At 38.9% G+C, this 23,410-nt stretch carries 21 protein-coding genes and 1 other RNA gene; 15 read left to right on the plus strand and 7 right to left on the minus strand.

The annotated features are described in order from the left end of the window. Window positions 1–25: 25 nt before the first annotated feature. Complete coding sequence (gene trmN / locus PSF42_RS15235; RefSeq protein ID WP_272680315.1) at window positions 26–760, minus strand: tRNA(1)(Val) (adenine(37)-N(6))-methyltransferase TrmN; 735 nt, start codon at window positions 758–760, stop codon at window positions 26–28. A gap of 157 nt (window positions 761–917) precedes the next feature. Here trmN and PSF42_RS15240 point away from each other — a divergent pair, with 157 nt between their 5' ends. The 4 genes from PSF42_RS15240 (at window position 918) to srmB (ending at window position 5,573) form a co-directional block, all read left to right on the plus strand. Beyond that, a complete protein-coding gene (locus PSF42_RS15240) occupies window positions 918–1,649 on the plus strand; it encodes an IclR family transcriptional regulator (RefSeq protein WP_125892264.1) in 732 nt (243 codons plus the stop codon). A gap of 2 nt (window positions 1,650–1,651) precedes the next feature. After that, complete coding sequence (gene hutG / locus PSF42_RS15245; RefSeq protein WP_125892266.1) at window positions 1,652–2,569, plus strand: formimidoylglutamase; 918 nt, start codon at window positions 1,652–1,654, stop codon at window positions 2,567–2,569. Between the two features lie 272 nt (window positions 2,570–2,841). Further along, window positions 2,842–4,047 carry a sodium/glutamate symporter gene (gene gltS / locus PSF42_RS15250; RefSeq protein ID WP_125892268.1) on the plus strand — a complete coding sequence of 402 codons (1,206 nt, stop codon included), beginning with the start codon at window positions 2,842–2,844 and terminating at the stop codon, window positions 4,045–4,047. A gap of 188 nt (window positions 4,048–4,235) precedes the next feature. Beyond that, window positions 4,236–5,573: an ATP-dependent RNA helicase SrmB gene (srmB, locus tag PSF42_RS15255; RefSeq protein WP_125892270.1), complete on the plus strand. Its 1,338-nt coding sequence runs from the start codon at window positions 4,236–4,238 to the stop codon at window positions 5,571–5,573. 32 nt (window positions 5,574–5,605) lie between these two features. Here srmB and PSF42_RS15260 read toward each other — a convergent pair whose 3' ends face one another. Both PSF42_RS15260 and grcA read right to left on the minus strand, forming a co-directional pair. Then, window positions 5,606–7,051, minus strand: a complete 1,446-nt coding sequence (locus PSF42_RS15260) for an ankyrin repeat domain-containing protein (protein ID WP_272680316.1) — start codon at window positions 7,049–7,051, stop codon at window positions 5,606–5,608. Between the two features lie 158 nt (window positions 7,052–7,209). Beyond that, complete coding sequence (gene grcA, locus PSF42_RS15265) at window positions 7,210–7,593, minus strand: autonomous glycyl radical cofactor GrcA (RefSeq protein WP_125892274.1); 384 nt, start codon at window positions 7,591–7,593, stop codon at window positions 7,210–7,212. Window positions 7,594–7,971: 378 nt separating this feature from the next. Between grcA and ung the strand changes: the two genes are divergently transcribed. Further along, window positions 7,972–8,652 (plus strand): uracil-DNA glycosylase, encoded by a 681-nt coding sequence (gene ung / locus PSF42_RS15270; RefSeq protein WP_125892276.1) that lies wholly within the window; start codon window positions 7,972–7,974, stop codon window positions 8,650–8,652. A gap of 52 nt (window positions 8,653–8,704) precedes the next feature. On the opposite strand, the gene grpE is transcribed toward ung, so the two are convergent. Beyond that, window positions 8,705–9,298 carry a nucleotide exchange factor GrpE gene (gene grpE / locus PSF42_RS15275; protein WP_125892278.1) on the minus strand — a complete coding sequence of 198 codons (594 nt, stop codon included), beginning with the start codon at window positions 9,296–9,298 and terminating at the stop codon, window positions 8,705–8,707. Window positions 9,299–9,399: 101 nt separating this feature from the next. Between grpE and nadK the strand changes: the two genes are divergently transcribed. The 3 genes from nadK (at window position 9,400) to bamE (ending at window position 12,552) form a co-directional block, all read left to right on the plus strand. Then, the gene (gene nadK, locus PSF42_RS15280) at window positions 9,400–10,299 is read left to right on the plus strand and encodes an NAD(+) kinase (RefSeq protein ID WP_272680317.1); all 900 of its coding nucleotides are present in this window, start codon (window positions 9,400–9,402) and stop codon (window positions 10,297–10,299) included. A gap of 86 nt (window positions 10,300–10,385) precedes the next feature. Then, window positions 10,386–12,047 (plus strand): DNA repair protein RecN, encoded by a 1,662-nt coding sequence (gene recN, locus PSF42_RS15285; protein WP_272680318.1) that lies wholly within the window; start codon window positions 10,386–10,388, stop codon window positions 12,045–12,047. 112 nt (window positions 12,048–12,159) lie between these two features. Beyond that, window positions 12,160–12,552: an outer membrane protein assembly factor BamE gene (gene bamE / locus PSF42_RS15290; RefSeq protein WP_125892284.1), complete on the plus strand. Its 393-nt coding sequence runs from the start codon at window positions 12,160–12,162 to the stop codon at window positions 12,550–12,552. 176 nt (window positions 12,553–12,728) lie between these two features. Here bamE and PSF42_RS15295 read toward each other — a convergent pair whose 3' ends face one another. Continuing rightward, window positions 12,729–13,022 (minus strand): RnfH family protein, encoded by a 294-nt coding sequence (locus PSF42_RS15295; RefSeq protein ID WP_125892286.1) that lies wholly within the window; start codon window positions 13,020–13,022, stop codon window positions 12,729–12,731. Next, window positions 13,015–13,449, minus strand: coding sequence for a type II toxin-antitoxin system RatA family toxin (locus PSF42_RS15300; protein WP_213913147.1), 435 nt, complete (start codon window positions 13,447–13,449; stop codon window positions 13,015–13,017). Before PSF42_RS15300 ends, PSF42_RS15295 begins: the two co-directional genes overlap by 8 nt. Before the next feature lie 153 nt (window positions 13,450–13,602). On the opposite strand from PSF42_RS15300, the gene smpB reads away from it, so the two are divergent. From smpB to PSF42_RS15325, 5 genes are all read left to right on the plus strand, one after another. After that, window positions 13,603–14,085, plus strand: a complete 483-nt coding sequence (gene smpB, locus PSF42_RS15305; RefSeq protein WP_004265004.1) for an SsrA-binding protein SmpB — start codon at window positions 13,603–13,605, stop codon at window positions 14,083–14,085. Between the two features lie 48 nt (window positions 14,086–14,133). Continuing rightward, window positions 14,134–14,497: a transfer-messenger RNA gene (gene ssrA / locus PSF42_RS15310) on the plus strand. Between the two features lie 183 nt (window positions 14,498–14,680). Then, complete coding sequence (locus PSF42_RS15315) at window positions 14,681–15,922, plus strand: integrase (RefSeq protein ID WP_272517072.1); 1,242 nt, start codon at window positions 14,681–14,683, stop codon at window positions 15,920–15,922. A gap of 280 nt (window positions 15,923–16,202) precedes the next feature. After that, window positions 16,203–17,807, plus strand: coding sequence for an AAA family ATPase (locus PSF42_RS15320; protein WP_272517073.1), 1,605 nt, complete (start codon window positions 16,203–16,205; stop codon window positions 17,805–17,807). Window positions 17,808–18,260: 453 nt separating this feature from the next. Continuing rightward, window positions 18,261–18,965, plus strand: a complete 705-nt coding sequence (locus PSF42_RS15325; RefSeq protein ID WP_272517074.1) for a hypothetical protein — start codon at window positions 18,261–18,263, stop codon at window positions 18,963–18,965. Between the two features lie 20 nt (window positions 18,966–18,985). Here PSF42_RS15325 and PSF42_RS15330 read toward each other — a convergent pair whose 3' ends face one another. Next, the gene (locus PSF42_RS15330; RefSeq protein WP_272517075.1) at window positions 18,986–19,192 is read right to left on the minus strand and encodes a helix-turn-helix transcriptional regulator; all 207 of its coding nucleotides are present in this window, start codon (window positions 19,190–19,192) and stop codon (window positions 18,986–18,988) included. Window positions 19,193–19,795: 603 nt separating this feature from the next. Between PSF42_RS15330 and PSF42_RS15335 the strand changes: the two genes are divergently transcribed. Beyond that, window positions 19,796–21,526, plus strand: coding sequence for a hypothetical protein (locus PSF42_RS15335; protein ID WP_272517076.1), 1,731 nt, complete (start codon window positions 19,796–19,798; stop codon window positions 21,524–21,526). Next, window positions 21,510–23,216, plus strand: coding sequence for a hypothetical protein (locus PSF42_RS15340; RefSeq protein WP_272517077.1), 1,707 nt, complete (start codon window positions 21,510–21,512; stop codon window positions 23,214–23,216). The genes PSF42_RS15335 and PSF42_RS15340 overlap by 17 nt, the downstream gene beginning before the upstream one ends. Window positions 23,217–23,410: the final 194 nt, after the last annotated feature.

A 23,410-nucleotide genomic window follows, 5' to 3' on the forward strand; every position in this document is an offset into this window, starting at 1 on the left:
GCTAGAGCCGGCCTTTGAGCCGGCTTTAATATTTCACATAAAATGGCTGAATGAGTTTACGAAATTCATCGGTATACTCACCCTTTTCATCTTTGAGTGCCAGCGATGTCACTTGTGTTTGTGTCTCTTGCAGTTGAATGCCCAATAGCATGCGATGGTAGACCGTTGTAGGTTTATCACTAACATTGACGCGAAAAGCGGTAAACCAACCTGAATTCTCAGCCATCTTCTGCATTTTTTCACCAACTTCATAGGGCAGCACTAAGCAAAATAGTCCATGAGCAGCCAGGCAAGCTTTCGCACTTTCAAGTAAAACATCATGTGTTAGCGTCGATGTATATCTTGCTTGGTCTCTTTTTTCATCTCGACATGCAACCGCAGGTTCGAAGTAAGGTGGGTTACTGACAATTAAGTCATATTGCGCGGGAGACGACTGGCTGTAACTCAGAATGTCTTGGTTGATGACCTGTAAACGATCCACCCATGGTGATTCAATAAAATTTTCTTGTGCTTGCGATGCAGCACTACTATCTAATTCAACGGCATCAACACGTAATATTACATTTCTCTGTGCTAGCATCAACGCGATTAACCCACTACCGCTACCGATATCTAATGCAGACTGGATCCCCTCTACAGGAGCCCAAGCGCCCAATAGCACACCATCCGTTCCCACTTTCATCGCACATCGGTCATGAGCCACAAAAAACTGTTTAAACGTAAAACCGCCTTTGCGGTAATTCTTTTCTTGCTTACACATTCAGGCACTCTATTGGTTAATATTTATTCGACCATTCTCATTTTAAGCAGATAGAAGTCATAATTTAACCTATTTGCTACAATATAATTCTCATATTACGAGAATTATATTTGAGGCGGAAAAAATTTACTGATAAGTTCGAAAAAAAGGAGATGCCATGAACAGTATAAACAGAACCTTAGACATCTTGTCTTACATTACAACTTGCGCCTCTCCGGTGACACCACAGTCTATTTCCTCAGCGCTAGATATCCCATTATCAACCGTTTATCGGCTACTGACAATTCTCATAGATTGGGAATTTGTATCTCACGCAAAACAATACGGTACATATTGCGTCGGTTCGCAGAGTATCAAAAATCAAGAAAAATACTATCACCACAGTTTATTGATGAGCGCCTCTAAACAAGAGCTACAAACTTTAGCGAAAAAAACCCAAGAAACCGTGGCGATTATCACCTCAAATATACGGGAAACCATTTGTGTCGACATGATTGAGAGTGAACAAGCACTACGCTGCTCTTTTATTATTGGCCGCGGTAATACCTTAATCAAAGGTGCAAGTGCGAAAACGCTGTTAGCTTTTCGCCATGAACAATACCAAAACCAAGTATTTGAGGCTCATGCAAAACAATTAACTACTGAGCAACAAAAATTGAAACTACAACAAGATTTACAACAGATACGCCAACAAGGTTACGGCGTGTCTGTAAGTGAAATCGATGAAGGCGTACTGGGTGTCTCTGCCCCGATTTTCAAAGGGAATGATGTATTAGCCGTCGTTTCAGTTATGGCACCTGAATTTCGTTCTACACATCGCGTGGATGAGTTTATCACGCACACCAGCCAAACCGCGCATAACATCACTAAACTCATTAACTTGGAGTAATTATGACACAACCTTTCCAATGGCAAGGGCGCACAGATGGTGAAACACAAGAACACTTGCGCATCCACCAAGTCATGAACAAACACACACCCGCCAAATTTGCATTAATTGGTTTTGCCTCTGATGAAGGCGTCCGACGCAATAAAGGCCGCCAAGGCGCTAAAGCAGGCCCTGATGCAATTCGTCATCAGCTGGCAGGGTTACCTATTCATCAACCACTTGCAATCAAAGACGTTGGTACAATCCGCTGTGATGATGGCAATTTAGAAGCTGCACAGCGCTGTTTATCCGACCAACTTATTGCTCTCCTCGCTGATAACCAAAAGCCGATTGTCCTTGGCGGTGGTCATGAAGTTGCATTCGCAAGCTTCCAAGGTTTGTTTGACTATGTTGAACAGTATCAAGCGGGTAAAACGATTGGTATTATCAACTTTGATGCACATTTTGACTTACGCGAAGCCCCTGTCGCCACATCGGGTACCCCATTTTTACAATCTGCCATCTTGTGTCAGCAACACCAGCGCCCTTTCCAATATTTATGTTTAGGCATCGCTGATCATGGCAATACAAAAGTCCTATTCGACACCGCAGATAAATTGGGTTGCCAATATATCCGCGATAAAGAATTAGCTTACTCTAAGCTTCCTCAAGTAATTGAAAAGATTAAAAACTTCATTGACGATGTAGACTATTTATATGTCACCGTTGATTTAGATGTATTCTCTGCTGCTATCGCACCGGGCGTGAGTGCGCCTGCACCAAAAGGCATTTCCACTGAAATTTTTGATGAACTGTTTGCCATTATCAAGCACAGCCAAAAAATTGCTGTTTTTGATATCGCAGAATGCAACCCTGAATTTGATATTGACAACCATACTGCCAAACTCGCGGCTTATTTGATTTACCAATACTTATTCTAATAAAACAACACAACAACTCGACTGATAAATACACTGTTTCTCACGCTGTTAAGATAATTAATTTTCAAACACCACAATAAAAATAGCTTTGAAGTTGATTATCAAACTAGCCGTAGCGCAATAACTTAATGGTTTTTAACTATTGAATTTCGCGTTACAGCTAGGCGGCAAGTGATGTTATCCCTAGGAGCATACAAAAGTATGTGATTAGGGTAACGGAGCGCGGCCAACAACGCTGTAGCGTGAAAGACAACAGTTAAAAAGGGAAAAATATGATTCTACACCTCGACACACTCTCCACCCTCTTCCTAACGGTGATCTGCCTACTCATGGGGATCCACTTAAAAAAACGCATCGAATGGCTACAGCGCTTTTGTATCCCTTCTCCCGTCATTGGTGGTTTTCTCGTTAGTCTGATTATTTGGGGGCTTAAATCATTTAACTTAGCCGAAATCAACTTTGATACAAGTTTACAAACCTTTTTAATGGTCGCTTTCTTTACGACTATTGGTATTGATGGCAGCTTCCGCATCTTAAAAAGTGGCGGCCGGTTACTCTTTATCTACCTGTTTATCTGCTGGTTTGTCGTTATCTTCCAAGACACCTTTGGTGCAGGCCTTGCGCATTTACTCGGTGTTGACCCCGTTATTGGTATCATGGCTGGTGGTGTTTCACTTACTGGGGGCCATGGCGGTGCGGCTGCCTTTGGTGGAATGGCTGAAGGCCTTGGTGTGCAATCTGCAACAGTTGCAGCAATTGCCGCGGCAACTTTTGGTCTAATTACAGGAAGCTTACTTGGCGGCCCTATAGCCACGTTCTTAATTAAGAAATTTAACGTTCAGATTAAAGCAGATGAAAACGTTGAGCGGGTTCAAGTTCCTGAAACTATTGCAGGAAAAATTGAATCTATCGATGCTCACGCTTTTTTAAAAATGTTAGCACTCGTCTTAGGGATTATGGTCATCGGTCAACTCGCTTCGGCGCAATTTACCAAGGCAACCGGGTTTTCACTACCCAGCTATGTTGGGGCAATGATCATTGCAATTGTGATCCGCAATATTAATGACCAAGTAGAATTGTTCCGTATCAACCAAAAATCCGTTGACCTTATCTCTGAAGTTTCACTTGGCCTATTTTTAACGATGGCCATGATGTCATTGAAAATATGGGAACTAAAAGCGGTTGCTTTGCCATTATTCACCATCCTATTGGCACAAGTCATTATTTTAATTCTATTAGTTGTCTTTGTTATTTTCCGCTTATTAGGCAAAAACTACGACGCTGCAGTAATGTGTGCCGGTTTAATGGGCCACGGTTTAGGGGCGACACCAAATGCAATGGCAAATATGTCCTCTGTATGTGAACGCTACAAACAAGTTTCAATGAAAGCTTTCATGATTGTGCCACTCAGTGGTGCGGTACTCATTGACTTAGTGGGTATTCCTTATCACACCTGGTTAATTAATATACTAAGCTAGCGATGCATGAAGGAGGAGAAACTCGCCCTCCTCCTTCAATTATTTATCTTCTCTATATTTCACTCATATCCATAGATATATCACTCCCTGTCCGTAGTGAAAACAGTTACACTTGAGCAAAGCTGATTTTTTCAGGTGAACAATTTTGCTAACCTGTTTATAATCAGCGCCCCAAATAGAGGTATATCATGACTGCATCCACTTTTACTGAACTAGAACTTGATGAAAGCCTAATAGATGCGCTTTCAGATAAAGGCTATCAACGTCCAACCGCGATTCAAGCGGCAGCAATTCCTGCTGCAATGGATGGCCGCGATGTATTAGGTTCAGCCCCGACAGGAACAGGTAAAACCGCAGCGTTTTTACTGCCTGCGATCCAACATTTGCTTGATTTCCCAAGAAAGAAATCAGGGCCGCCTCGCGTTCTAGTTGTCACGCCGACTCGTGAATTAGCTATGCAGGTTGCTGACCAAGCAAAAGAACTATGCGCCCATAATCACTTAGACATCGCAACAATCACGGGTGGTGTTGCTTATATGAATCACGCTGAAGTTTTCAGCGAAAATCAAGATATTGTCGTCGCAACAACAGGCCGTCTACTCCAATATATTAAAGAAGAAAACTTTGACTGCCGTGCCGTTGAAATTTTGATCCTTGATGAAGCTGACCGCATGCTCGACATGGGGTTTGCCAATGATATAGAAACAATTGCTGGTGAAACACGCTGGCGCAAGCAAACCATGCTATTTTCTGCCACTCTTGAAGGCGAAGCTATTCGTGACTTTGCTGAGCGCTTATTAGAAGACCCAATTGAAATTGACGCTGACCCTTCTCGTCGTGAGCGTAAAAAAATTCAGCAATTTCATTACCGAGCTGACACACTAGAACATAAAACAGCCTTACTGTGCCATTTGTTAAAACAAGATGAAGTCACCAAAGCTATCGTCTTTGTGCGTAAGCGTGAGCGTTTGCGTGAATTAGTCCAATGGTTACGTGAAGCGGGTATCGAACCTTGTTATCTTGAAGGTGAAATGCCACAGGCTAAGCGTAATGAAGCGGTACGTCGCCTAGTTGATGGCCAAGTTAAAGTACTCGTTGCAACCGATGTGGCTTCTCGTGGTTTAGATATCGAAAACGTTAGCCATGTTTTTAACTTTGACTTACCTAGAACTGCAGATGTGTATTTGCACCGTATTGGCCGTACCGGCCGAGCGGGCCGTAAAGGAACTGCAATTTCCTTGGTCGAAGCGCATGATTTCCCTTTATTTGGTAAAATTACTCGTTATATTGAAGAGCCTATCAAGATCCGTGTTGTTGATTCTTTACGTCCAACAACTAAAGCTCCTTCAGACGCGATGTTAAATAAACCAAAACCATCGAAGAAAGTGCTTGCTAAGCGTAAAGAAAAGAAAAAAGAAGAACAAGCCAAGAAAAAAGAAAAAGTACGCCATCGCGACAAGAAAAATATTGGGAAACGTCGTACTCCGGCTAGCCATTCCGTATCAATAGATAACGACAAAAACTAGTCACTAAAAACGGGTTTAGGCCCGTTTTTTATTTAGCTCATCATTTGAAAAGCTTTATCTCGCATTTGTTTTCCTTCAGGCGTTAATAAATCATATTTAATAATATGGTTACCAAGTATATCCTTACAATCTAAGCCTTTATTATTTTTAATACACCAATCAGCCCCATTCTCCAATAATAATGCGGCAACATCGAGAGCATGACTATTTAAAGCATCATGTAAAGGGGTATTCCCTAAACTGTCTCTCATATTAACTGTTAATCCATTTTTTATTAACAGTTGTGACTGTACAAAACAACCATTTTGCGCCGCTAAATGTAAAATACTTTTTTGTTCTCTTGATTGAAACATTTTAATTGATTGACCATAACGGGATTCAATTAAAATTTTCATAAATTGCCCATTAGCTGTTCTCACTGAGTGCTGAGCAAGAAAATTAATGTCGCAAGGTTTATGGTCTAATGATAAAAGTGCTGAAAACTCAGTTATATTGCCTTTTTTCATTGCATTTTCACAACACTCTTGCCAACTTACTTCTTGTTTTTTTTCTTTAGTGGGAAAAATTTCCAGTGGTATTTCTTGTATTTTATTATATTCACCTGTAATTGCATTCCAATTATTCCATGGTTTATGTTTGCACATAACCCTAATAATCTTAAGCATTGAATGAGCTATAAAACTTCTTGTTAATAAACGGGTGGGTAACCAATTTTTCCAAGAGCTATGTTCGCTATAAGCCATTTTAATACAATTTCCCAACGCAGAAGGGATTGGTAAAGAGTTTTGCAATCTATCAAGCCAGTCATATTGCACCGTGTAATAGCGTATCAACCCTTCTTGTGCAATTTTTTCAGCAACGTGATAATCAATCCCAATATTATTAATAGTGTTTTTTGCCAATCCAGCAGGAGTGAATGCAATACAGGGCGATTGACTTGCTAACGCTGCAATTGATGCCAACCCTCCACCTAATGAATGCCCTGTACAGATCGTATTTCCATTTACTGCATTGGATAAAATATTCATCAAACCAACGGCTTGAAAATATTGAGAATCATAAAGACCAAGACCTTGACGAATATTACTGTAAAAATCGATAATATCATTAGTACCAGCAAAACAAAGAATATATAAATCATTAAACCGACAGATATTAGCCTGAAACCCTGTTTGGCCGTCATTCAATAATTCAGCGTTAATCCCAAGATCATAAACCTCTTTATTATTTAACCTTTGAACCCCCTGTATATACCGCCAATCTTTATCATAGGCCCCCTGAGATAATAAAGCTAAAATATAATCACTTTGTTGTGCATGCCCCCCTAAAAAATCTTCTCTTACTACATCTTTAGGCCATAGTTCTGTTGTGCAAGGTTTAACCGCTTGGTGCTGATGCCGTAAATAAATATTTAAGTTTTCTCTAACAAAAAAATATTCATCTTTTTTTGATAGTGTTTGTTGTGTAGATAATGACATGAGTTCTCCCTAACAAGTATATTTGTTGGAAGAATATTGAAATACAAATAACCAAGGTGGGAAATAATCAACTTTATTAGTAACAAATAAAAAGCCATTGCTAACAATGGCTTTAGAATTTAATATACGTTATTAGATGTAATTATATTTAATATTTATTACAAGCTTTCAGTGAAAGTACGAGTAATAACATCACGCTGTTGCTCAGGCGTTAATGAATTAAAACGCACTGCATAACCAGAAACACGAATTGTTAATTGTGGATATTTTTCTGGGTTTTTAACTGCATCTTCTAATGTTTCGCGACTTAATACGTTAACATTTAAGTGCTGGCCACCTTCAACGCGCACAGTTGGCTTCATTTCCAAAGGCACTTCGCGATACTCAAAAGTACCTAATTCGTCTTTAGCAACGATTTGCCCTTCGTTATAATCGGCTTTCGCGCAAACACAACGAGCTTCATTTTTTTCGTCATCCAGTAACCAGAACGAATTCAACAGCGCTGCATTATCAGTTTTTGTAATTTGAATACCTGTAATCATGTCGACCTCCACGTTCGAGCTAGATTGCATTCGATTTACTTAATAAATCGAAGCTACATTAACCATTAATCTTATAAAAACTTGCAATTGGATATTTGGTCTAACCAATGTATATAGATATTTTATACCAGCTAGACCCTCTTGTTTCTTTGATATTTATCAATTATTCCATTTAGCAACTAATTTGGACCGCTCAACTTTATGATTTAAATCAAAATTCACAATTTGTTTTTTTAACTATTTTTATAAGATTTCAATTTTTTTTGAATCAATCGTCAACATCGGGGCTTTATCTCTCCTTCATGAACCAGTAAGCTTATGGTTAGCAACTGGTTCATATAATTGTTCCTTCATAAATTCATTGTTATGGAATATTTCATGTCAAACTCCATTACGTGGCACGATGTTATTGGCCCTGAAAAATCAAAACCTTATTTCAAAGAGACGTTGGCTTATGTCGCAGAGCAACGCAAAAATGGTAAGGTAATCTACCCTGCTCAAGACGACGTTTTTAATGCATTTAAGTATACCGAGCTTTCCGATATTAAAGTCGTTATCCTAGGACAAGACCCTTATCATGGACCAGGGCAAGCCCATGGCCTCTCTTTTTCCGTACTTCCTGGTATTAAGCCACCCCCATCATTAGTGAATATGTATAAAGAGCTCGAAAAGGATATTGATGGATTTCAAAGGCCGTCTCATGGTTACTTGCTCAGTTGGGCTCAACAAGGTGTTTTACTCCTTAATACCGTCCTCACCGTAGAGCAAGGCAATGCACATTCTCATGCTCATTTAGGTTGGGAAACATTTACAGATAAAGTCATTGAAGCAATTAATGAAAATACTGAGGGTGTGATTTTTTTACTCTGGGGCTCACATGCCCAGAAAAAAGGTAAAATTATTGATACCAAACGCCATCATGTTCTGAAAGCACCTCACCCTTCTCCACTTTCTGCTCACCGTGGTTTTCTCGGGTGCGGGCATTTCTCACAAACAAATGAAATTTTAGCTCAGCAGGGCAAAACCCCCATTGATTGGGCGCCAGTGATTAGTGAATAGTTTCAGGTTGTAGACATAAAAAATGGGATACTTAAGTATCCCATTTTATCAATTACTTAGATACAATCACCATTGCAGGTCTGAGTAAACGGTTATTTAACGTGTACCCTTTTTGCATCACATCAATCACATGGTTAGATTGGTGATCAGGTGACTCAATCATCGTCATCGCTTGATGAACCTCAGGATTAAATGGCACATTCACTTCACTTACAGGCTCAATACCGAACTTAGCCACTGCATCTAAGAAGGTTTTTAGCGTTAAATTTAGCCCTTCTAACATCGCTTTAGACTCTTCACTTTCGTGATCAGCAGCTTCTATTGCACGTTCCAAGTTATCAATCACTGGCAATAATTCATTTGAGAATTTTTCCAGTGCAAATTTATGTGCCTTTTCGATATCTTGCTCAGTCCTACGACGAATATTTTCAATTTCGGCGTGTGCACGTAACATCGCTTCACGTTCAGTTTTTTGTGAAGCTTCTAACTGTTGTTCAAGCTCAGCAATACGCGCGGCTAACGCTTGTTCGTCTGCTTGTAACTCATCAGCTTGTTGAACGCTGGCTTCTTGCTCAGCTTGAACTTTTTGTGATTCATTTTGTTCAAAAGCTTGCTCATTATGCATGTTTTGGTCTTTACTACTCATGAATATCTCCGCGTATTTAGCATTAATCCCATATATGAGAGTATTATGGGGATCTAATACAGGGATTCAAGGGAAGTCATACAATCAGAGGCCAAAAAAGTATGCAAAAGGGCAATAATACACCACAACCACATTTTAAAACGATAGGCATTGTCGGGCACCCTAGGCACCCTGAGGCTTTGGCGACTCATGAATTAATATACCATTGGCTAGTTTCAAAAAAATATCATTCCATTATCGATAAACAAGTTGCTAAAGATTTAAAATTAACCAATGCCAACACCGGGACATTAACTGAAATAGGCCAACAGGCTGACTTAGTTGTCGTCGTAGGGGGAGATGGCAACATGCTTGGCGCTGCGCGTATTTTATCTCGGTATAATAATAAAGTTATTGGTGTAAATCGCGGTAATCTCGGTTTTCTTACTGATTTAGACCCTGATAACGCATTACAACAACTTTCGAGTGTTCTTGAAGGTAAATATCGTGAAGAAAGACGTTTTTTGCTAGAAGCTCAAGTTATTAAAGCTAACCAAAAAGCCCGTAAAAGCAGCGCAATTAACGAAATTGTTCTACACCCAGGCAAAGTTGCCCATATGATCGAATTCGAGGTCTATATTGATGAAAAATTTGCCTTTTCTCAACGTTCTGATGGCTTAATTATCGCCACACCAACGGGCTCTACAGCGTATTCTCTTTCTGCTGGTGGCCCTATCTTAACCCCGAATTTGGATGCGATTGTATTGGTTCCTATGTTTCCACATACCTTATCCTCAAGGCCTCTAGTCATTAGCAGTGACAGCAGTATTCGGCTGAAATTCTTACGAACAAATATTGATTATGAAGTCAGCTGTGACAGCCAAATTATGCTCCCTATTCAGGATGGCGAGGAAGTCATTGTTAAACGTAGTAATAAAAACCTTAATTTAGTTCATCCACAAGATTATAATTATTTCAATACGTTAAGTTCAAAACTAGGATGGGCTAAAAAAACTTTTTAATTTTTTCACTCTGCCTCTTTACTGTATAAAAAAACAGTCATACACTGTATTAAAACACAGGTGTGTATTTTTACAGGAGAGCGCAGATGCTTACCCAACTAACAATCAATAATTTTGCCATCGTCCGTGAATTAGAAATTGATTTCCGTAATGGTATGACAACCATAACTGGTGAAACAGGTGCGGGTAAGTCTATTGCTATTGATGCACTTGGCCTGTGTCTAGGGAATCGGGGTGAAGCCAATATGGTACGTCCCGGTGCACAACGTGCTGACCTTTGCGCTCGCTTTTCCTTAGTAGATGCACAAATGGCTGCCAATTGGCTTACAGAACACCAACTTGATAACCAAAGTGAGTGCTTATTACGTCGTACTATCTCTCCAGACGGGCGTTCACGTGGCTTTATTAACGGCATTTCAGTTCCTTTATCACAACTTAGAGAGCTAGGCACATTACTGATCCAAATTCATGGCCAGCACGCACACCAACTCTTGCTAGATAGCGCTCATCAAAAATCCCTGCTTGATGCTTATTCAAACCAGCAAGAACTGCTTGTTCAAATGAAAAAAGCATGGCAAACATGGCATGATTCCTGCCAACAATTAGCCATATTTCAAAAACAGATGCAAGAGCGTGAATCTCGGCAGCTGCTGCTGGAATACCATCTGAAAGAACTAAATGAATTCCTCCCTGTTCAAGGAGAATTTGAAGAGATAGACCAAGAATATAAACAGCTTGCTAATCATGGGCAATTTTTAGCTATTGGGCAATCAACAACGCAAATACTCTCTGAAAATGATGATGCAAATGTTATTAGCTTATTAAATATAGCAAAAAATGAATTGACTGATTTGGTCGCTCTTAACCCTAAATTTTCAGAGCTACTTGATATGCTTGAAGAAGCATCGATACAAGTCAGCGAAGTCAGTGATGAAATTAAGCACTATTGTGACCAATATGAGCTTGACCCTAATCGTTTGTTTGAACTCGAAAAGCGTATCTCTAAACAAATTAACTTAGCACGTAAACACCATGTCACACCAGAAGCCTTACCGGAATTATTTCAGCAATTACTAAGCGAACAAGAACAAATAGCTAATCAGAATGAAGACGCTGAAGTCTTAAATGCGCAAGTACAAGCAAATCATCATATAGCTCTCGAATGTGCAGAACGCTTACACCATGTACGTCTACACTATGCCCAAGAATTAAGTACATTAATTACCAATAGTATGCATCAACTTTCAATGCCTCATGGCCTATTTACCATTGATGTAAAATTTATACCTGAACAACTACAAATCGATGGTGCCTGTAAAGTAGAATTCAATGTGACGACTAACCCAGGGCAGCCACACCAAGCGCTTGCTAAAGTTGCATCGGGTGGTGAATTATCACGTATAGCATTAGCTATCCAAGTCATTACTGCTAAAAAGATGGATACACCTGCATTAATATTTGATGAAGTCGATGTCGGTATTAGTGGGCCAACAGCGGCAATTGTAGGGAAATTACTACGCGAACTCGGTGAGTCAACGCAAGTGATGTGCGTAACACATTTACCACAAGTCGCTGGGTGTGGTCATCATCACTTTTATGTGAGTAAAGAGACAAATGGCATAGAAACAGAAACTCACATGCAATTACTGGATAAAAAAGCTAGATTACAAGAGCTTGCGCGTCTTCTCGCTGGTTCTGAGGTAACAAAAAATACGCTTGCCAATGCTAAAGAGTTACTTGCAGCATAATTTTTGACAACTTTTTTATGCTTATGTGGTCTTAGAGTCGATAAGGAAGGTTTTAAATTGTATCAATGTCGATTATCATTGATGTTCTGACTCCAAAAGGAATGAGATATCCATGCGTTATAAATTGTTAACTGCTGCAGCACTATCACTCGCATTAATGTCTACGGGCTGTTCAATGATGGAACGTCTTGTCTATCACCCAGACATTAACCAAGGTAATTACCTCACAGCGAAAGATGTTGCTAAGATCCAAAAAGGAATGACACAGCAACAAGTCGCTTATACTTTGGGCACGCCAATGTTATCTGACCCATTTGGTACTCAGACTTGGTATTATGTTTTCCGCCAAGAACTTGGTCATGACCCAGTTCAGCAAGAAACTTTAACTCTGATCTTTGATCGTAATGGCATTCTGACTGACATCAAAAACGAGAAAAATCTTGCCGCGCAAGAATCAATGGAAGCCGCTGAAACAAAAGTATCAGAAACTAAAGCAGCGGAATAACCTAAGACACTAGAGCTACTTAGAATGATAATAACGCCCTGTCTTTTTAAAAGTTACCTAGGCAGGTTGTTATTATAAATGTCTTTATTACAGATTTATTTAATCTCATTTAAATTAAATAAATTTCAATAAAAAACCGAGCTTTTGCTCGGTTTGCTACTCTAGAATAAGGTGACTTATTTTTTATTTTCTTTAGATTTTTCAGCTCGCTTACGACGTAATTCTTTTGGATCTGCAATCAAAGGTCGATAAATCTCCACCCGATCCCCATCTTGCACTAAATCAGTCAATTTTGCGGGGCGACTATAAATACCAATCTTATTTTTTTTAAGGTCAATATCATCCCTAAGAGCTAGGATGCCAGAAGCAAGTATCGCTTCTTCTACTGTACTACCCTCTTTAACTTTAACCGATAGCAAAAATTGCTTTTCAGGAAGCGCATATGTCACTTCAATATTCAGCTCAGACACTGTAAACATCCTTCGCTCTTAAAGTAAAAGCTTGAACCATATTATTTGCTAATTCTTTGAAAATTTTACCAAATGCAAGCTCTATCAATTTATTTGTAAACTCAAAATCAAGGTGAAACTCGATTTTACAAGCGTCAGCGCTTAAAGGAATAAATCTCCAGCCACCCGCTAATTTACTAAATGGCCCTTCCACAAGTTGCATATGAATGCACTTATTATCTTCTAGCACATTTTTTGTGACAAAAGTTTTGCTAATGCCTGCTTTTGACACTTCAACAGAAGCGGTCATTTCTTCAGAACTATGACTAATAATTTGGCTACCGACACACCCAGGCAAAAAGCTTGGATATGAAATAACGTCATTAACGAGTTTATACATTTGTTCTGCGCTAAACGGAACTAACGCAGAGCGGCTAATCTGTGGCATATCAATTCCTATCCCCAAAAACTGAGCGTATAATACCATCTTTGATTGGTTAAACAAAAAACAAAACCCACATAGGGCAAGATTTGCACAATCAAAAAAATATCAGCTTAGAAAGATTTCTTTCAACTCAGCTTACAGTATAATGATTGCACTATGACAAAGAAAAAACCATATAAACCCGGTTCAGCAACAATTGCTATGAACAAGCGTGCTCGCCACGAATATTCTATCGAAGAGGAGTTCGAGGCGGGTCTATCCCTACAAGGTTGGGAAGTTAAATCACTCCGAGCAGGCAAAGCCAACATTGGAGATAGCTACGTTCTTTTAAGGGACGGCGAAGCTTATTTATTCGGTGCAAACTTCACTCCACTGACAGTTGCATCATCGCATGTTGTCTGTGATCCAACTCGTAGCCGTAAATTGCTTCTAAATCAACGTGAACTAGATACACTCTACGGTAAAGTCAATCGTGAAGGTTATACCGTTATTGCACTTTCCCTATACTGGAAAAATGCATGGTGTAAAGTTAAAATCGGTGTTGCCAGAGGTAAAAAATCTCACGATAAACGTTCTGATATTAAAGAACGTGAATGGCAGCTCGATAAAGCACGTATAATGAAACATTCTAACCGCTAACCTCTAGCTTTATAGAGTATTTTTCTGTTATACTGCGCACAACAACTTGGGGCTGATTCTGGATTCGACGGGATTTGCGAAACCCAAGGTGCATGCCGAGGGGCGGTTGGCCTCGTAAAAAGCCGCAAAAAAATAGTCGCAAACGACGAAAACTACGCTTTAGCAGCTTAATAACCTGCTTAGAGCCCTCTCTCCCTAGCTTCCGCTCTTAAGACGGGGATCAAGAGAGGTCAAACCCAAAAGAGATCGCGTGAATGCCTTGCCTGGGGTTGCAGCGTTAAATTTAATCAGGATAGTTTGTTGATGGCGTGTCTGTCCGCAGTTGGCAAATGAATTTAAAGACTAGACTAAGCATGTAGTACCGAGGATGTAGAAATTTCGGACGCGGGTTCAACTCCCGCCAGCTCCACCAAATTATCTTCTAAGGACGTCCAAGGAAGACTGAAAAGCCCGCTAACTCAATGAGTTGCGGGCTTTTTTATGTCCTGCGCAGTCTGATGTCACCTAATTAAATCCAATCATCTTAGGCACCTTGATAGGCACCTCGCAAACCTTTATAGTTTTTGAGGTGCCTAAAAACAATGGAACATCAAAAATGGCAAGACAAACCAAACCCTTATCTGCAAAAGAGATCGACGCAGCAAAACCAAAACAGAGTGATTATGTCCTCTATGATGGCGATGGATTAGAGCTATTGGTTAAATCCAATGGCAGCAAGCTGTGGTCATTTCGCTACATTCGTCCTCTCACCAAAAAGCGAGCTAAAAAGAGCCTTGGTTCTTACCCTGCCGTCAGTCTTGCTGATGCACGTAGTTACCGCCTTGAAGCAAGAACACTACTCGCTAAGCAGATAGACCCACAAGATCACCATAAAGAGCAAGTCCGTAACAGCTTAGAAGCTAAGGCAAATACCTTTCAACTAGTTGCTGAACGTTGGTGGGAAGTGAAGAAGTCCACCGTCACAGAAGACTACGGTAATGATATCTGGCGTTCACTTGAGCGAGATGTGTTCCCTGCCATAGGTGACATCAGCGTTACTGATATCAAAGCGCATATATTGGTCCAAGCAATACAACCGGTTCAAGCTAGAGGCGCACTAGAAACGGTTCGTCGCCTATGTCAGCGTATCAACGAAGTGATGATCTATGCTCAAAATACTGGCTTAATTGATGCAGTACCGAGCATCAATATTGGTAAGGCTTTTGAAAAACCCAAGAAAAAGAATATGCCAAGTATTCCTCCTGATCAGCTACCAAAGCTCATGCAGACAATGCGTACAGCTAGTATTAGCCTATCTACTCGATGCTTGTTTATGTGGCAGCTGCTTACCATATCCCGCCCAGCCGAAGCCGCTGAAGCCCGTTGGGACGAAATCAACTTTGAAACCAAGGAATGGAAGATACCTGCAGCTAGAATGAAGATGAACCGTGAACATACGGTTCCGTTATCTGAAGCTGCTTTAGCTATCTTAGAGCTCATGAAACCACTCAGTGGTCATCGTGAGTTTATCTTTCCTAGCCGTATCAAGCCTACCCAACCCATGAACAGCCAAACCGTCAATGCTGCATTAAAACGCGCCGGATTCGGTGGTGTATTGGTTTCTCACGGTCTTCGCTCAATTGCTAGCACCGCTCTCAATGAACAAGGCTTTCCACCCGATGTTATCGAAGCCGCCCTCGCCCACGTCGATAAAAACGAAGTGAGGCGAGCATACAACCGTAGTGACTACCTAGAGCAAAGACGCCCTATGATGCAATGGTGGGCAGATTTTATTGAGGCAGCAGATAGGGGAAGTATTATAGAAGGCGGGATAAGGGGAATATCGCTAGTTGGGTAACTTGTGTGCCAGTTCGAATTTGAACTACGCTATAATGGTACAGAGCTATGCATCGTCTAGATGTCAGCTTTGTGCCAGTAGCGGACGTTTGTTGCACATGATATTATTTTAAGGTGAGCTGATCAGAGGAGAAAAATCTCCTTTGATAAAAAACGTGGCTGGATATGTCTATTAGCAAATTAATGTAGTATGTACAGTTTTATGGTAAATAGAGCCTCCATATTGATAAGTTGAGGTTTTATTTATATTTTCATCTGTTATGAATAAGAAAGGAATGTAAATGGATTTTAATGTACCTACAGACACAGGTAATCTAACCATAGGCATTGATTTTGGCGAGGCTGTTATTTTTGTTGGTGCTAATGGCAGTGGAAAATCACGGCTTGCTATAAACATTGAAGAGTCTCTTGGGGAACGAGCTCATAGAATATCTGCTCATCGCGCGTTGAATTTAAACCCGGACGTTCCAAAAATAAGAGAAGATACGGCCCTGAGAACACTCCGGTATGGAAGTGATTGGGATGGTATATCTATTAACCAGCGTAATCAGTACCGGTGGCAATCTAAAGCCAGTAGTTTTTTACTTAACGATTTTGACTGTGTTATTCAAGCACTTTTTGCTGAGCAATCTAAAACGGCACTTGATAGTCATCATATTTTAATGGGTGAAGCCAGCGGCGAACCCAAGAAAACTAAATTAGAGAAATTAAATGAAATGTGGAGGAATTTAATCCCCCACAGAGAGTTAGTTATTGATGGGGATAATATTCAGGTAAAAATACCTGGTAATGATTTAACTTATAGCTCCGCTGATATGAGTGATGGTGAGCGAGCTATTTTTTATCTAATTGGACAAGTTTTAGTCGCTGCTACTAACTCTGTTCTCATTATTGATGAACCTGAACTCCACATCCATCGTTCTATAATGAGCTCACTTTGGGATCAGCTTGAAAGTGCTAGACAAGATTGTGCTTTTATTTTCATTACTCATGACATTGAGTTTGCTTCAAGCCGAATTGCTAAAAAAATAGCAATTAAAGATTATCAACCAAATGGCCCTATTTGGAGGGTGGAAGAGATACCAGAGGAAACTGGTTTTTCTGAAGATTTAACAACTCTTATTTTAGGTAGTAGAAGGCCGATTCTTTTCGTTGAAGGTGATGACAATAGTTTGGATAAAGCATTGTACCGTAGCATTTACCCAGAGTGGACTGTTATACCTAGAGGATCTTGCCAGAATGTGATTCATGCTGTAGTTACACTTAGAGAAAATAAAAATCTCACACGTATAAGGTGTGCTGGTATTGTTGACGCTGACGGGCATAGCGATGAAGAGATAGACGCATTTAATGAACTCGGGATTAAAGTTCTTCCAGTTTCTGAAATTGAAAACGTTTTCCTCATTCCCTCTGTTAGTCGCGCGATTGCTATCAAAGAAAACTATCCTGAAGATGAAATAATTAGGAAATTAGAAATCATATTGGACGATGTTATTGAGTTAATAAATCAAGGCACTAACTTTGAAAAATGCATTCGAATGTATTGTCAAAGAAGAATAGATAGATACCTTAAACTAGTAGATATCAGTGCTAGCAATAGCATTGGTGAAATGAAAACATTATATCATGATAAGACTAGTTCATTAGATGTCGAGCTAATATATAACACTCATGCTAACGATCTAAGGGCGGCAATTCAGGAAAGAAACATTGATAAAATTCTTTCTATTTTTGATAATAAAGGTATGCTAGCCAAAGCTGGATTGACACTAACAGGTAAAAGTAAGATTCAGTTTGAAAATTGGTTGATCAGAACCCTTACTAGCGAATCACATAGCGGAATAGTCAGCGCTGCTAGGGCTGCTTTACCGGAGATTAGGTACTAATTTCTCCCGTGAGACTAGACAACCTCTATCAGATAACCCCCCTCTCTGATAGAGGGCTCTTTTTTGCAGCAGGCACAGAACTAGTCATAGTACATCTCCCTTTAATCCAATACACACAGCTCCCTCTCTTACGTATGCCACCGTGACTGGTTCAGATCCGACCACTTCAAACTGATGTCAGTGATCCCAGTGTTTTTTCTATCTTCTTAAGATCTGCTTTTACAATTAGTTGGAGTCCCATTAGCTTTTAAACTCCATAATGGCTACATGCTCAAGCGCTTGTCTAATCTGGGCTTGAACTTGATCAGAGATTGATTGTCCTCTGATGTCATAAACGATCCTGCAAGTTCGAATGTCTACTGTTGATACTGCTCCAATCAACTTATATGATGGTTTCCAAACAAAGATAGTAAAGTAATTATTTCAATTTCATTTGCTCATGGAGCACATAAAATGGCATTAACTATAGAATCTATTCAACATTCTCTTTTCTCTAGCTTTAAACAAATCGCTCTTGAAGCTATTTGCCATCGATTCAATTTTAAAAGTATTAATGAATCATTAAATTATTTTGATGAAAAATATAGCTCATTTAAAAATAACATTAAAATTCAAGAGCATGAAGATCACTATGCCATAATAAAAGATATTACCTTCCATGAAGATGATTTTTTCAACTCTATTAATAAATCAATAATATTGTTTTTACACTCTGAATATTATTTCAATAAAAAACAAATAGATACAGCAATTTTATACTCAACCTATGCAAATTACTGTTTAGGCACCTCAGTCGGCTTTCATGTAGGAATGAAATATCAACAAGAAAAAACTCCACTTACTTCAACCCATTTTTCCAATGCTGGTAAAAAAACGGCTAAAGCAATTAGAAGTACGCGATGTAGAGAATTAATCATTAAATATTTAACTGATAATATATCAATCAAAAAGTGGAGAGATTATAACGATGCTCTTCAGGATATAATTGAGATGTTAAGACTAGAGGGTGAAAAGGATAAAACTTTATATATGAGACCTGATAGGCGCAGACCAAATGTAAAAAAATGGAACCACATGAATGATTATACATCTAAGAGTGAAATTATATTTCAAGAGAAAGTAGCCGCTATTTTTAAAAATAGTAAAGGCCGCCAATAAAGGCGGCTTTTACTCAACCATTACTCACCTTTTCGCTGCTTTTCAATCCATAACTCAATTTCTGAGAGATCCCACACAACCTTTGAATTGCCTATTTTAATGGGCCTAGGAAAATCAGGTTTAAATCGAGCTGATTTTTGATTTAACCAATCATATAAAGTTGATTTCCCCATGCAAAGCATCTGAATGAGCTCCTTGGTACTAAGAAATGTAGTTGTTGGTTTCATATATTTTCCTTTAACTTTAATTTTCCGACTAAACCGAACAAAACGAATCATAACCAACTTAAAATAAACATACTAAGAGCTGTTCATCTGTTAGATTTTACACATGCATAAGAGATTAAATAACATACAACTACATATAAGCAAAAAACATTAAAACCATTATTTTCAATAAGATAACTGAAAATCAATTCAACCTAAGCTTCTTTTGATGTACTACTAGAAAAATCTCTCTTTGAACTTAATTTAGCAAGGCAATAATCTGATAAGAATGATGCATTTCGAGCAATCATTGGGGGATAAAGTTTATATACTCACAAGGTGAACTTACTAGTAAATGATTCTTTGATATATAAAACAAATGAACGGGTTTCTTGAGCTAACTTAGTACTCCAGCCTTATTAATTAATGATGTTAAAGTGGTCAAGAAAAATCGTACTGGCCAAATGATTTCAACTACTTTACTATTAAAAATAGTGTTCAAGGTTGAAGCAATATATTGATAATTACAACAACGGTTTTCGAGGATTTTACTCCGTTTAAACTATTTCTCCTTATATTACAAAACATTCGTGGCTTGAGTGACGGTATAGTAGGTACAGGGAAATGTTATTAGAAGAAATAAAAGCAAAGCTACGGGCTGCAAATAAAACGACGGAAAGCTTGCTTGTTCAAATTAACGATTTGTACACTCAGGAAAGATGTTCTGAAGAGAGCATTTTGGCAAAAGCACTATCTGAACTACACAACTCAGGGGCAATTGACTTCGTCAAAATAGTAAAAGGAATTGATAAAAGTTCCTACAAAAACGATTTTTTTAGCATTATAGACACCTTTGAAAATGCACTACCTTTACTAAACTCAAAAGTTGAAGATGTACTACATTGCCTGGTTCACCTTGCACAACAAGTCGATAGTATTGGAGTCTATGGAGCCTTTCAGCATTTCTGTAGTGCGGAAGCAAAACGTTCCAAAGATAGCGTTGAATTTATCCTGATGCAAAATGAACTTAATGCATATGCCCCTTTCCTTTCCTACTCAATCCTTGCATACGATTCAAATTGTATGGCTGAGGCTATCCAAACAACAAAAAGTGTGATTGCTAATCGCAATCAAGCAGTCAGAAACCAAGCCTATTTTGTTTTGGGAAGACTTAATGTCGATGAAACTCAAACAAGTATCATCTTAGGGTTACTCACCAATAGTGCCATAATTGAGGATGACACTGATTGTCATGCTTCGATATTGAGGGCAATACTCCATTTTGGAGAAAAACATCCATCTTATTGGTCACAAATTAAAGAATTTTTAACTACGTTTGTTAAGAGTTTTCCTCCGGAAAATCTCAATGTAATATCGCATATTGTGGCATTTCAAAGCGACAATCTTCCAGAGAGTATTTTGCGTCTTTTGATAAAACAGCTAGCCAATACCGCCCCTGAGCACAAATCCACCATAGATAACATTGATTATTTATTGGTCAATTTAATTAAAAAAGATTTATCCTCTCTTGCTATCGAATTATTGGAATCAATTTTCGCTGTAGGTGTGAAATTCATATCACTAGACTATTTTTCTCGGAAACTATTGTGTGAACATCAAGAACTACGCAATTACATCATTACGAAGTGGTTTCTATCAGGAGAATTATCACTTTGTCATGCGGCCTCAGATCTACTTTATAATGCAATGGGTAAGGACATAGAATTAAAGGCAGATATGGCCTTGCTAGGTGATGATAAGAAACAAGTATTTGTTAGTCACAAAGCGATTGGTTGGTTATTTACTCGGCCTGTCGCGGCAGCAAGTTTCATACTATCCATTTGTGAAACCGCTTCGGCAACTACACTTAATAATCTTGAACGGATTTTGTACGAACCTTTACTTTTAAGCTATCCAGGAGAGCTTAAACAATTCTTCCAGTCATGCATTGATAAAAATGTTCAAGTACAACTATGTAAGAACTTGCTTGGGAAACTTGAGACCTATCATGCTGATATTGTAAAAGTATCTGAATTAAAAGAGTTAATGGCTCCCAGCGAAAATGTAAGAGCTTATTGGAAAAACGTTGATAAAGATATGCAAAAAGCCCACGATGAAGCATCGAAATCTTCTATTTTCCAGTTAATTGCTACGAAACAAAAGCTATTGTACGGCAACAGTTCAATCTATTATGTACATAATGGAGATGGAACGTCCGTGCGGCAGGAGGCGCAAATGCACTCGTTTTCCCATTCTACTGAAATGCCAAGGTTGAACGTTTTAGATCCCGAATCGCTAGATTATTATTTACGCATTTACCGCTACGAGAAAATGAAAAATGAAGCTAATTCTTAAACAATATTTGGCTTCACTAAAAGAGCGTGCAGAATTAGATGCCGTGCTGCCAGACTTACTGAGTAGCATGGGTATGAATGTATTTATCTCACCGACTCGTGGAGTTAAGGAGTATGGTGTTGATATAGCTGCTGTAGGACGAATCAACAATGAGGAAGACAAAGTTTATTTGTTCTCAGTGAAGTCCGGAAACCTTACTCGAGAAACTTGGAATGGAAATACAGATCAAGCTCTTAGACCTTCGTTAGATGAAATTCAAGATTCATTTATTTCTAGCCGTCTACCACCAGAACATAGAGATAAAAGAATCATTATCTGCCTATGTTTTGGTGGCGATGTTAGCTCTGGAATTAGGCAGGATGTATCCGGCTACGAGCAAAAGAATACGCGGGACAATATCTCTTTTGAAGAATGGAATGGTGATAAACTTTCAGAGTTTATTCAACAGTACCTGCTGAAAGAAGAGTTGCTGCCTAGCTCTAGTCAGGCTTTGTTAAGAAAATCATTAGCTCTACTTGAAGAGCCCGAGAGCTCAAGCAAACACTTTTCTCTATTGATCGATCGGATTCTGTCAAATGCCACCGATACAGATTCTATTGCCTCGTCTATAATACGAATAAACGTTTGTTTATGGGTTTTATTTTCATGGTGTCGCGATGAGCGGAATTTAGAGGCTGCCTATCTTTCATCAGAGCGCGCATTACTGTTGGCTTGGGATAAGGTCAAAGAAAGCTATACTGGAAAAAATAAACTATCAAAATCATTTAATAGTATTTTAGAAACTTACCAACAAATTACTGATTATTATGTAGATCAATGTGTAATTCCGTATGTTGAATTCAGATATGCTCTTTCCCATGCCGTTCATTCTCCTTGCTCTATTGATGTAAACATCAAACTCTTTGATGTATTAGGACGTTTATCAGTCAAAGGACACTGGCTCTTAGATTCACTATCAAAGAATTATGTTAATAATCCTCCAATAGATGGGGATAACGAAGAACAGGAAAAATTGCGTCTGCGCCTCAGGGAAATAACAAAATCAATTAACCTCTTGGTTGTTAATAATCCAATATTGCTATCGCCATATAAGGATTCACAAGCCATAGATATTGCTTTGACTCTAACGCTACTTTCAAATAATTCAGAGCTCGACGAATTTGTGGAGAGCTGGCTCTCACAGATGGCCAATTGGTGCATGTTTTCTTTTGAGAGCAATGGCATGTATCCAGTTGTGCATGAGTCTTACGAAAATCTGCTTGAACATAGGAAAAAAGATAAGGCTGACAATAACTATAAGAATAAAGCTACGGAAGCCAGTATTTTATACCCGTTGCTAGTAGTATTTTGCTCTTTGTATAAATTAGATTCTGTAAGTGAAAAACTAGAAAAATTTGCCACAAATGAACTAACACATTGTACGTTACAGTATTGGTACCCAAATCAAGACAGTGAACAAAATATGTACTCAAACTCAGATATGCATGGCTCAGCATCAACTAACTTCCCAATAAATGGAAACTCTGCGATAAGGCATATAGTTCAAGAGTGCAAGAATTCCGATTCGTTCAAAAGAATGTCAGCCTTTACTGAAGGAAAGGCACCATTAATACTGACCGCTTGCCGCTGCTACCGATATCCAGTACCTTTCCATTATATTGAAGATTGGCTGCTCGATTCCCTAGAGTAAACAACTTTCTCTTTTCGCTCAAAGCCAATGGCAAAATTTATTATAAACAAATGAAAAAACAACTAGTTTAAATATGCACCAACACAATTAAAACAAGTCTCTTGTTCAATCCAACAATCTACTTTGGATTCTTATTAATTAGTTTCAGTATTTATTTACTAAGCAATCCCTTAAACATATCTATTCTTAAGCAG

This window comes from Providencia sp. PROV032 (assembly GCF_028484875.1).
GTDB lineage: Bacteria > Pseudomonadota > Gammaproteobacteria > Enterobacterales > Enterobacteriaceae > Providencia > Providencia rettgeri_E.

Coding starts and splice junctions, on each gene's coding strand:
- trmN (WP_272680315.1), bottom strand. CDS start 760: ATGTGTAAGCAAGAAAAGAATTACCGCAAAGGCGGTTTTACGTTTAAA.
- PSF42_RS15240 (WP_125892264.1), top strand. CDS start 918: ATGAACAGTATAAACAGAACCTTAGACATCTTGTCTTACATTACAACT.
- hutG (WP_125892266.1), top strand. CDS start 1,652: ATGACACAACCTTTCCAATGGCAAGGGCGCACAGATGGTGAAACACAA.
- gltS (WP_125892268.1), top strand. CDS start 2,842: ATGATTCTACACCTCGACACACTCTCCACCCTCTTCCTAACGGTGATC.
- srmB (WP_125892270.1), top strand. CDS start 4,236: ATGACTGCATCCACTTTTACTGAACTAGAACTTGATGAAAGCCTAATA.
- PSF42_RS15260 (WP_272680316.1), bottom strand. CDS start 7,051: ATGTCATTATCTACACAACAAACACTATCAAAAAAAGATGAATATTTT.
- grcA (WP_125892274.1), bottom strand. CDS start 7,593: ATGATTACAGGTATTCAAATTACAAAAACTGATAATGCAGCGCTGTTG.
- ung (WP_125892276.1), top strand. CDS start 7,972: ATGTCAAACTCCATTACGTGGCACGATGTTATTGGCCCTGAAAAATCA.
- grpE (WP_125892278.1), bottom strand. CDS start 9,298: ATGAGTAGTAAAGACCAAAACATGCATAATGAGCAAGCTTTTGAACAA.
- nadK (WP_272680317.1), top strand. CDS start 9,400: ATGCAAAAGGGCAATAATACACCACAACCACATTTTAAAACGATAGGC.
- recN (WP_272680318.1), top strand. CDS start 10,386: ATGCTTACCCAACTAACAATCAATAATTTTGCCATCGTCCGTGAATTA.
- bamE (WP_125892284.1), top strand. CDS start 12,160: ATGCGTTATAAATTGTTAACTGCTGCAGCACTATCACTCGCATTAATG.
- PSF42_RS15300 (WP_213913147.1), bottom strand. CDS start 13,449: ATGCCACAGATTAGCCGCTCTGCGTTAGTTCCGTTTAGCGCAGAACAA.
- smpB (WP_004265004.1), top strand. CDS start 13,603: ATGACAAAGAAAAAACCATATAAACCCGGTTCAGCAACAATTGCTATG.
- PSF42_RS15315 (WP_272517072.1), top strand. CDS start 14,681: ATGGCAAGACAAACCAAACCCTTATCTGCAAAAGAGATCGACGCAGCA.
- PSF42_RS15320 (WP_272517073.1), top strand. CDS start 16,203: ATGGATTTTAATGTACCTACAGACACAGGTAATCTAACCATAGGCATT.
- PSF42_RS15325 (WP_272517074.1), top strand. CDS start 18,261: ATGGCATTAACTATAGAATCTATTCAACATTCTCTTTTCTCTAGCTTT.
- PSF42_RS15330 (WP_272517075.1), bottom strand. CDS start 19,192: ATGAAACCAACAACTACATTTCTTAGTACCAAGGAGCTCATTCAGATG.
- PSF42_RS15335 (WP_272517076.1), top strand. CDS start 19,796: ATGTTATTAGAAGAAATAAAAGCAAAGCTACGGGCTGCAAATAAAACG.
- PSF42_RS15340 (WP_272517077.1), top strand. CDS start 21,510: ATGAAGCTAATTCTTAAACAATATTTGGCTTCACTAAAAGAGCGTGCA.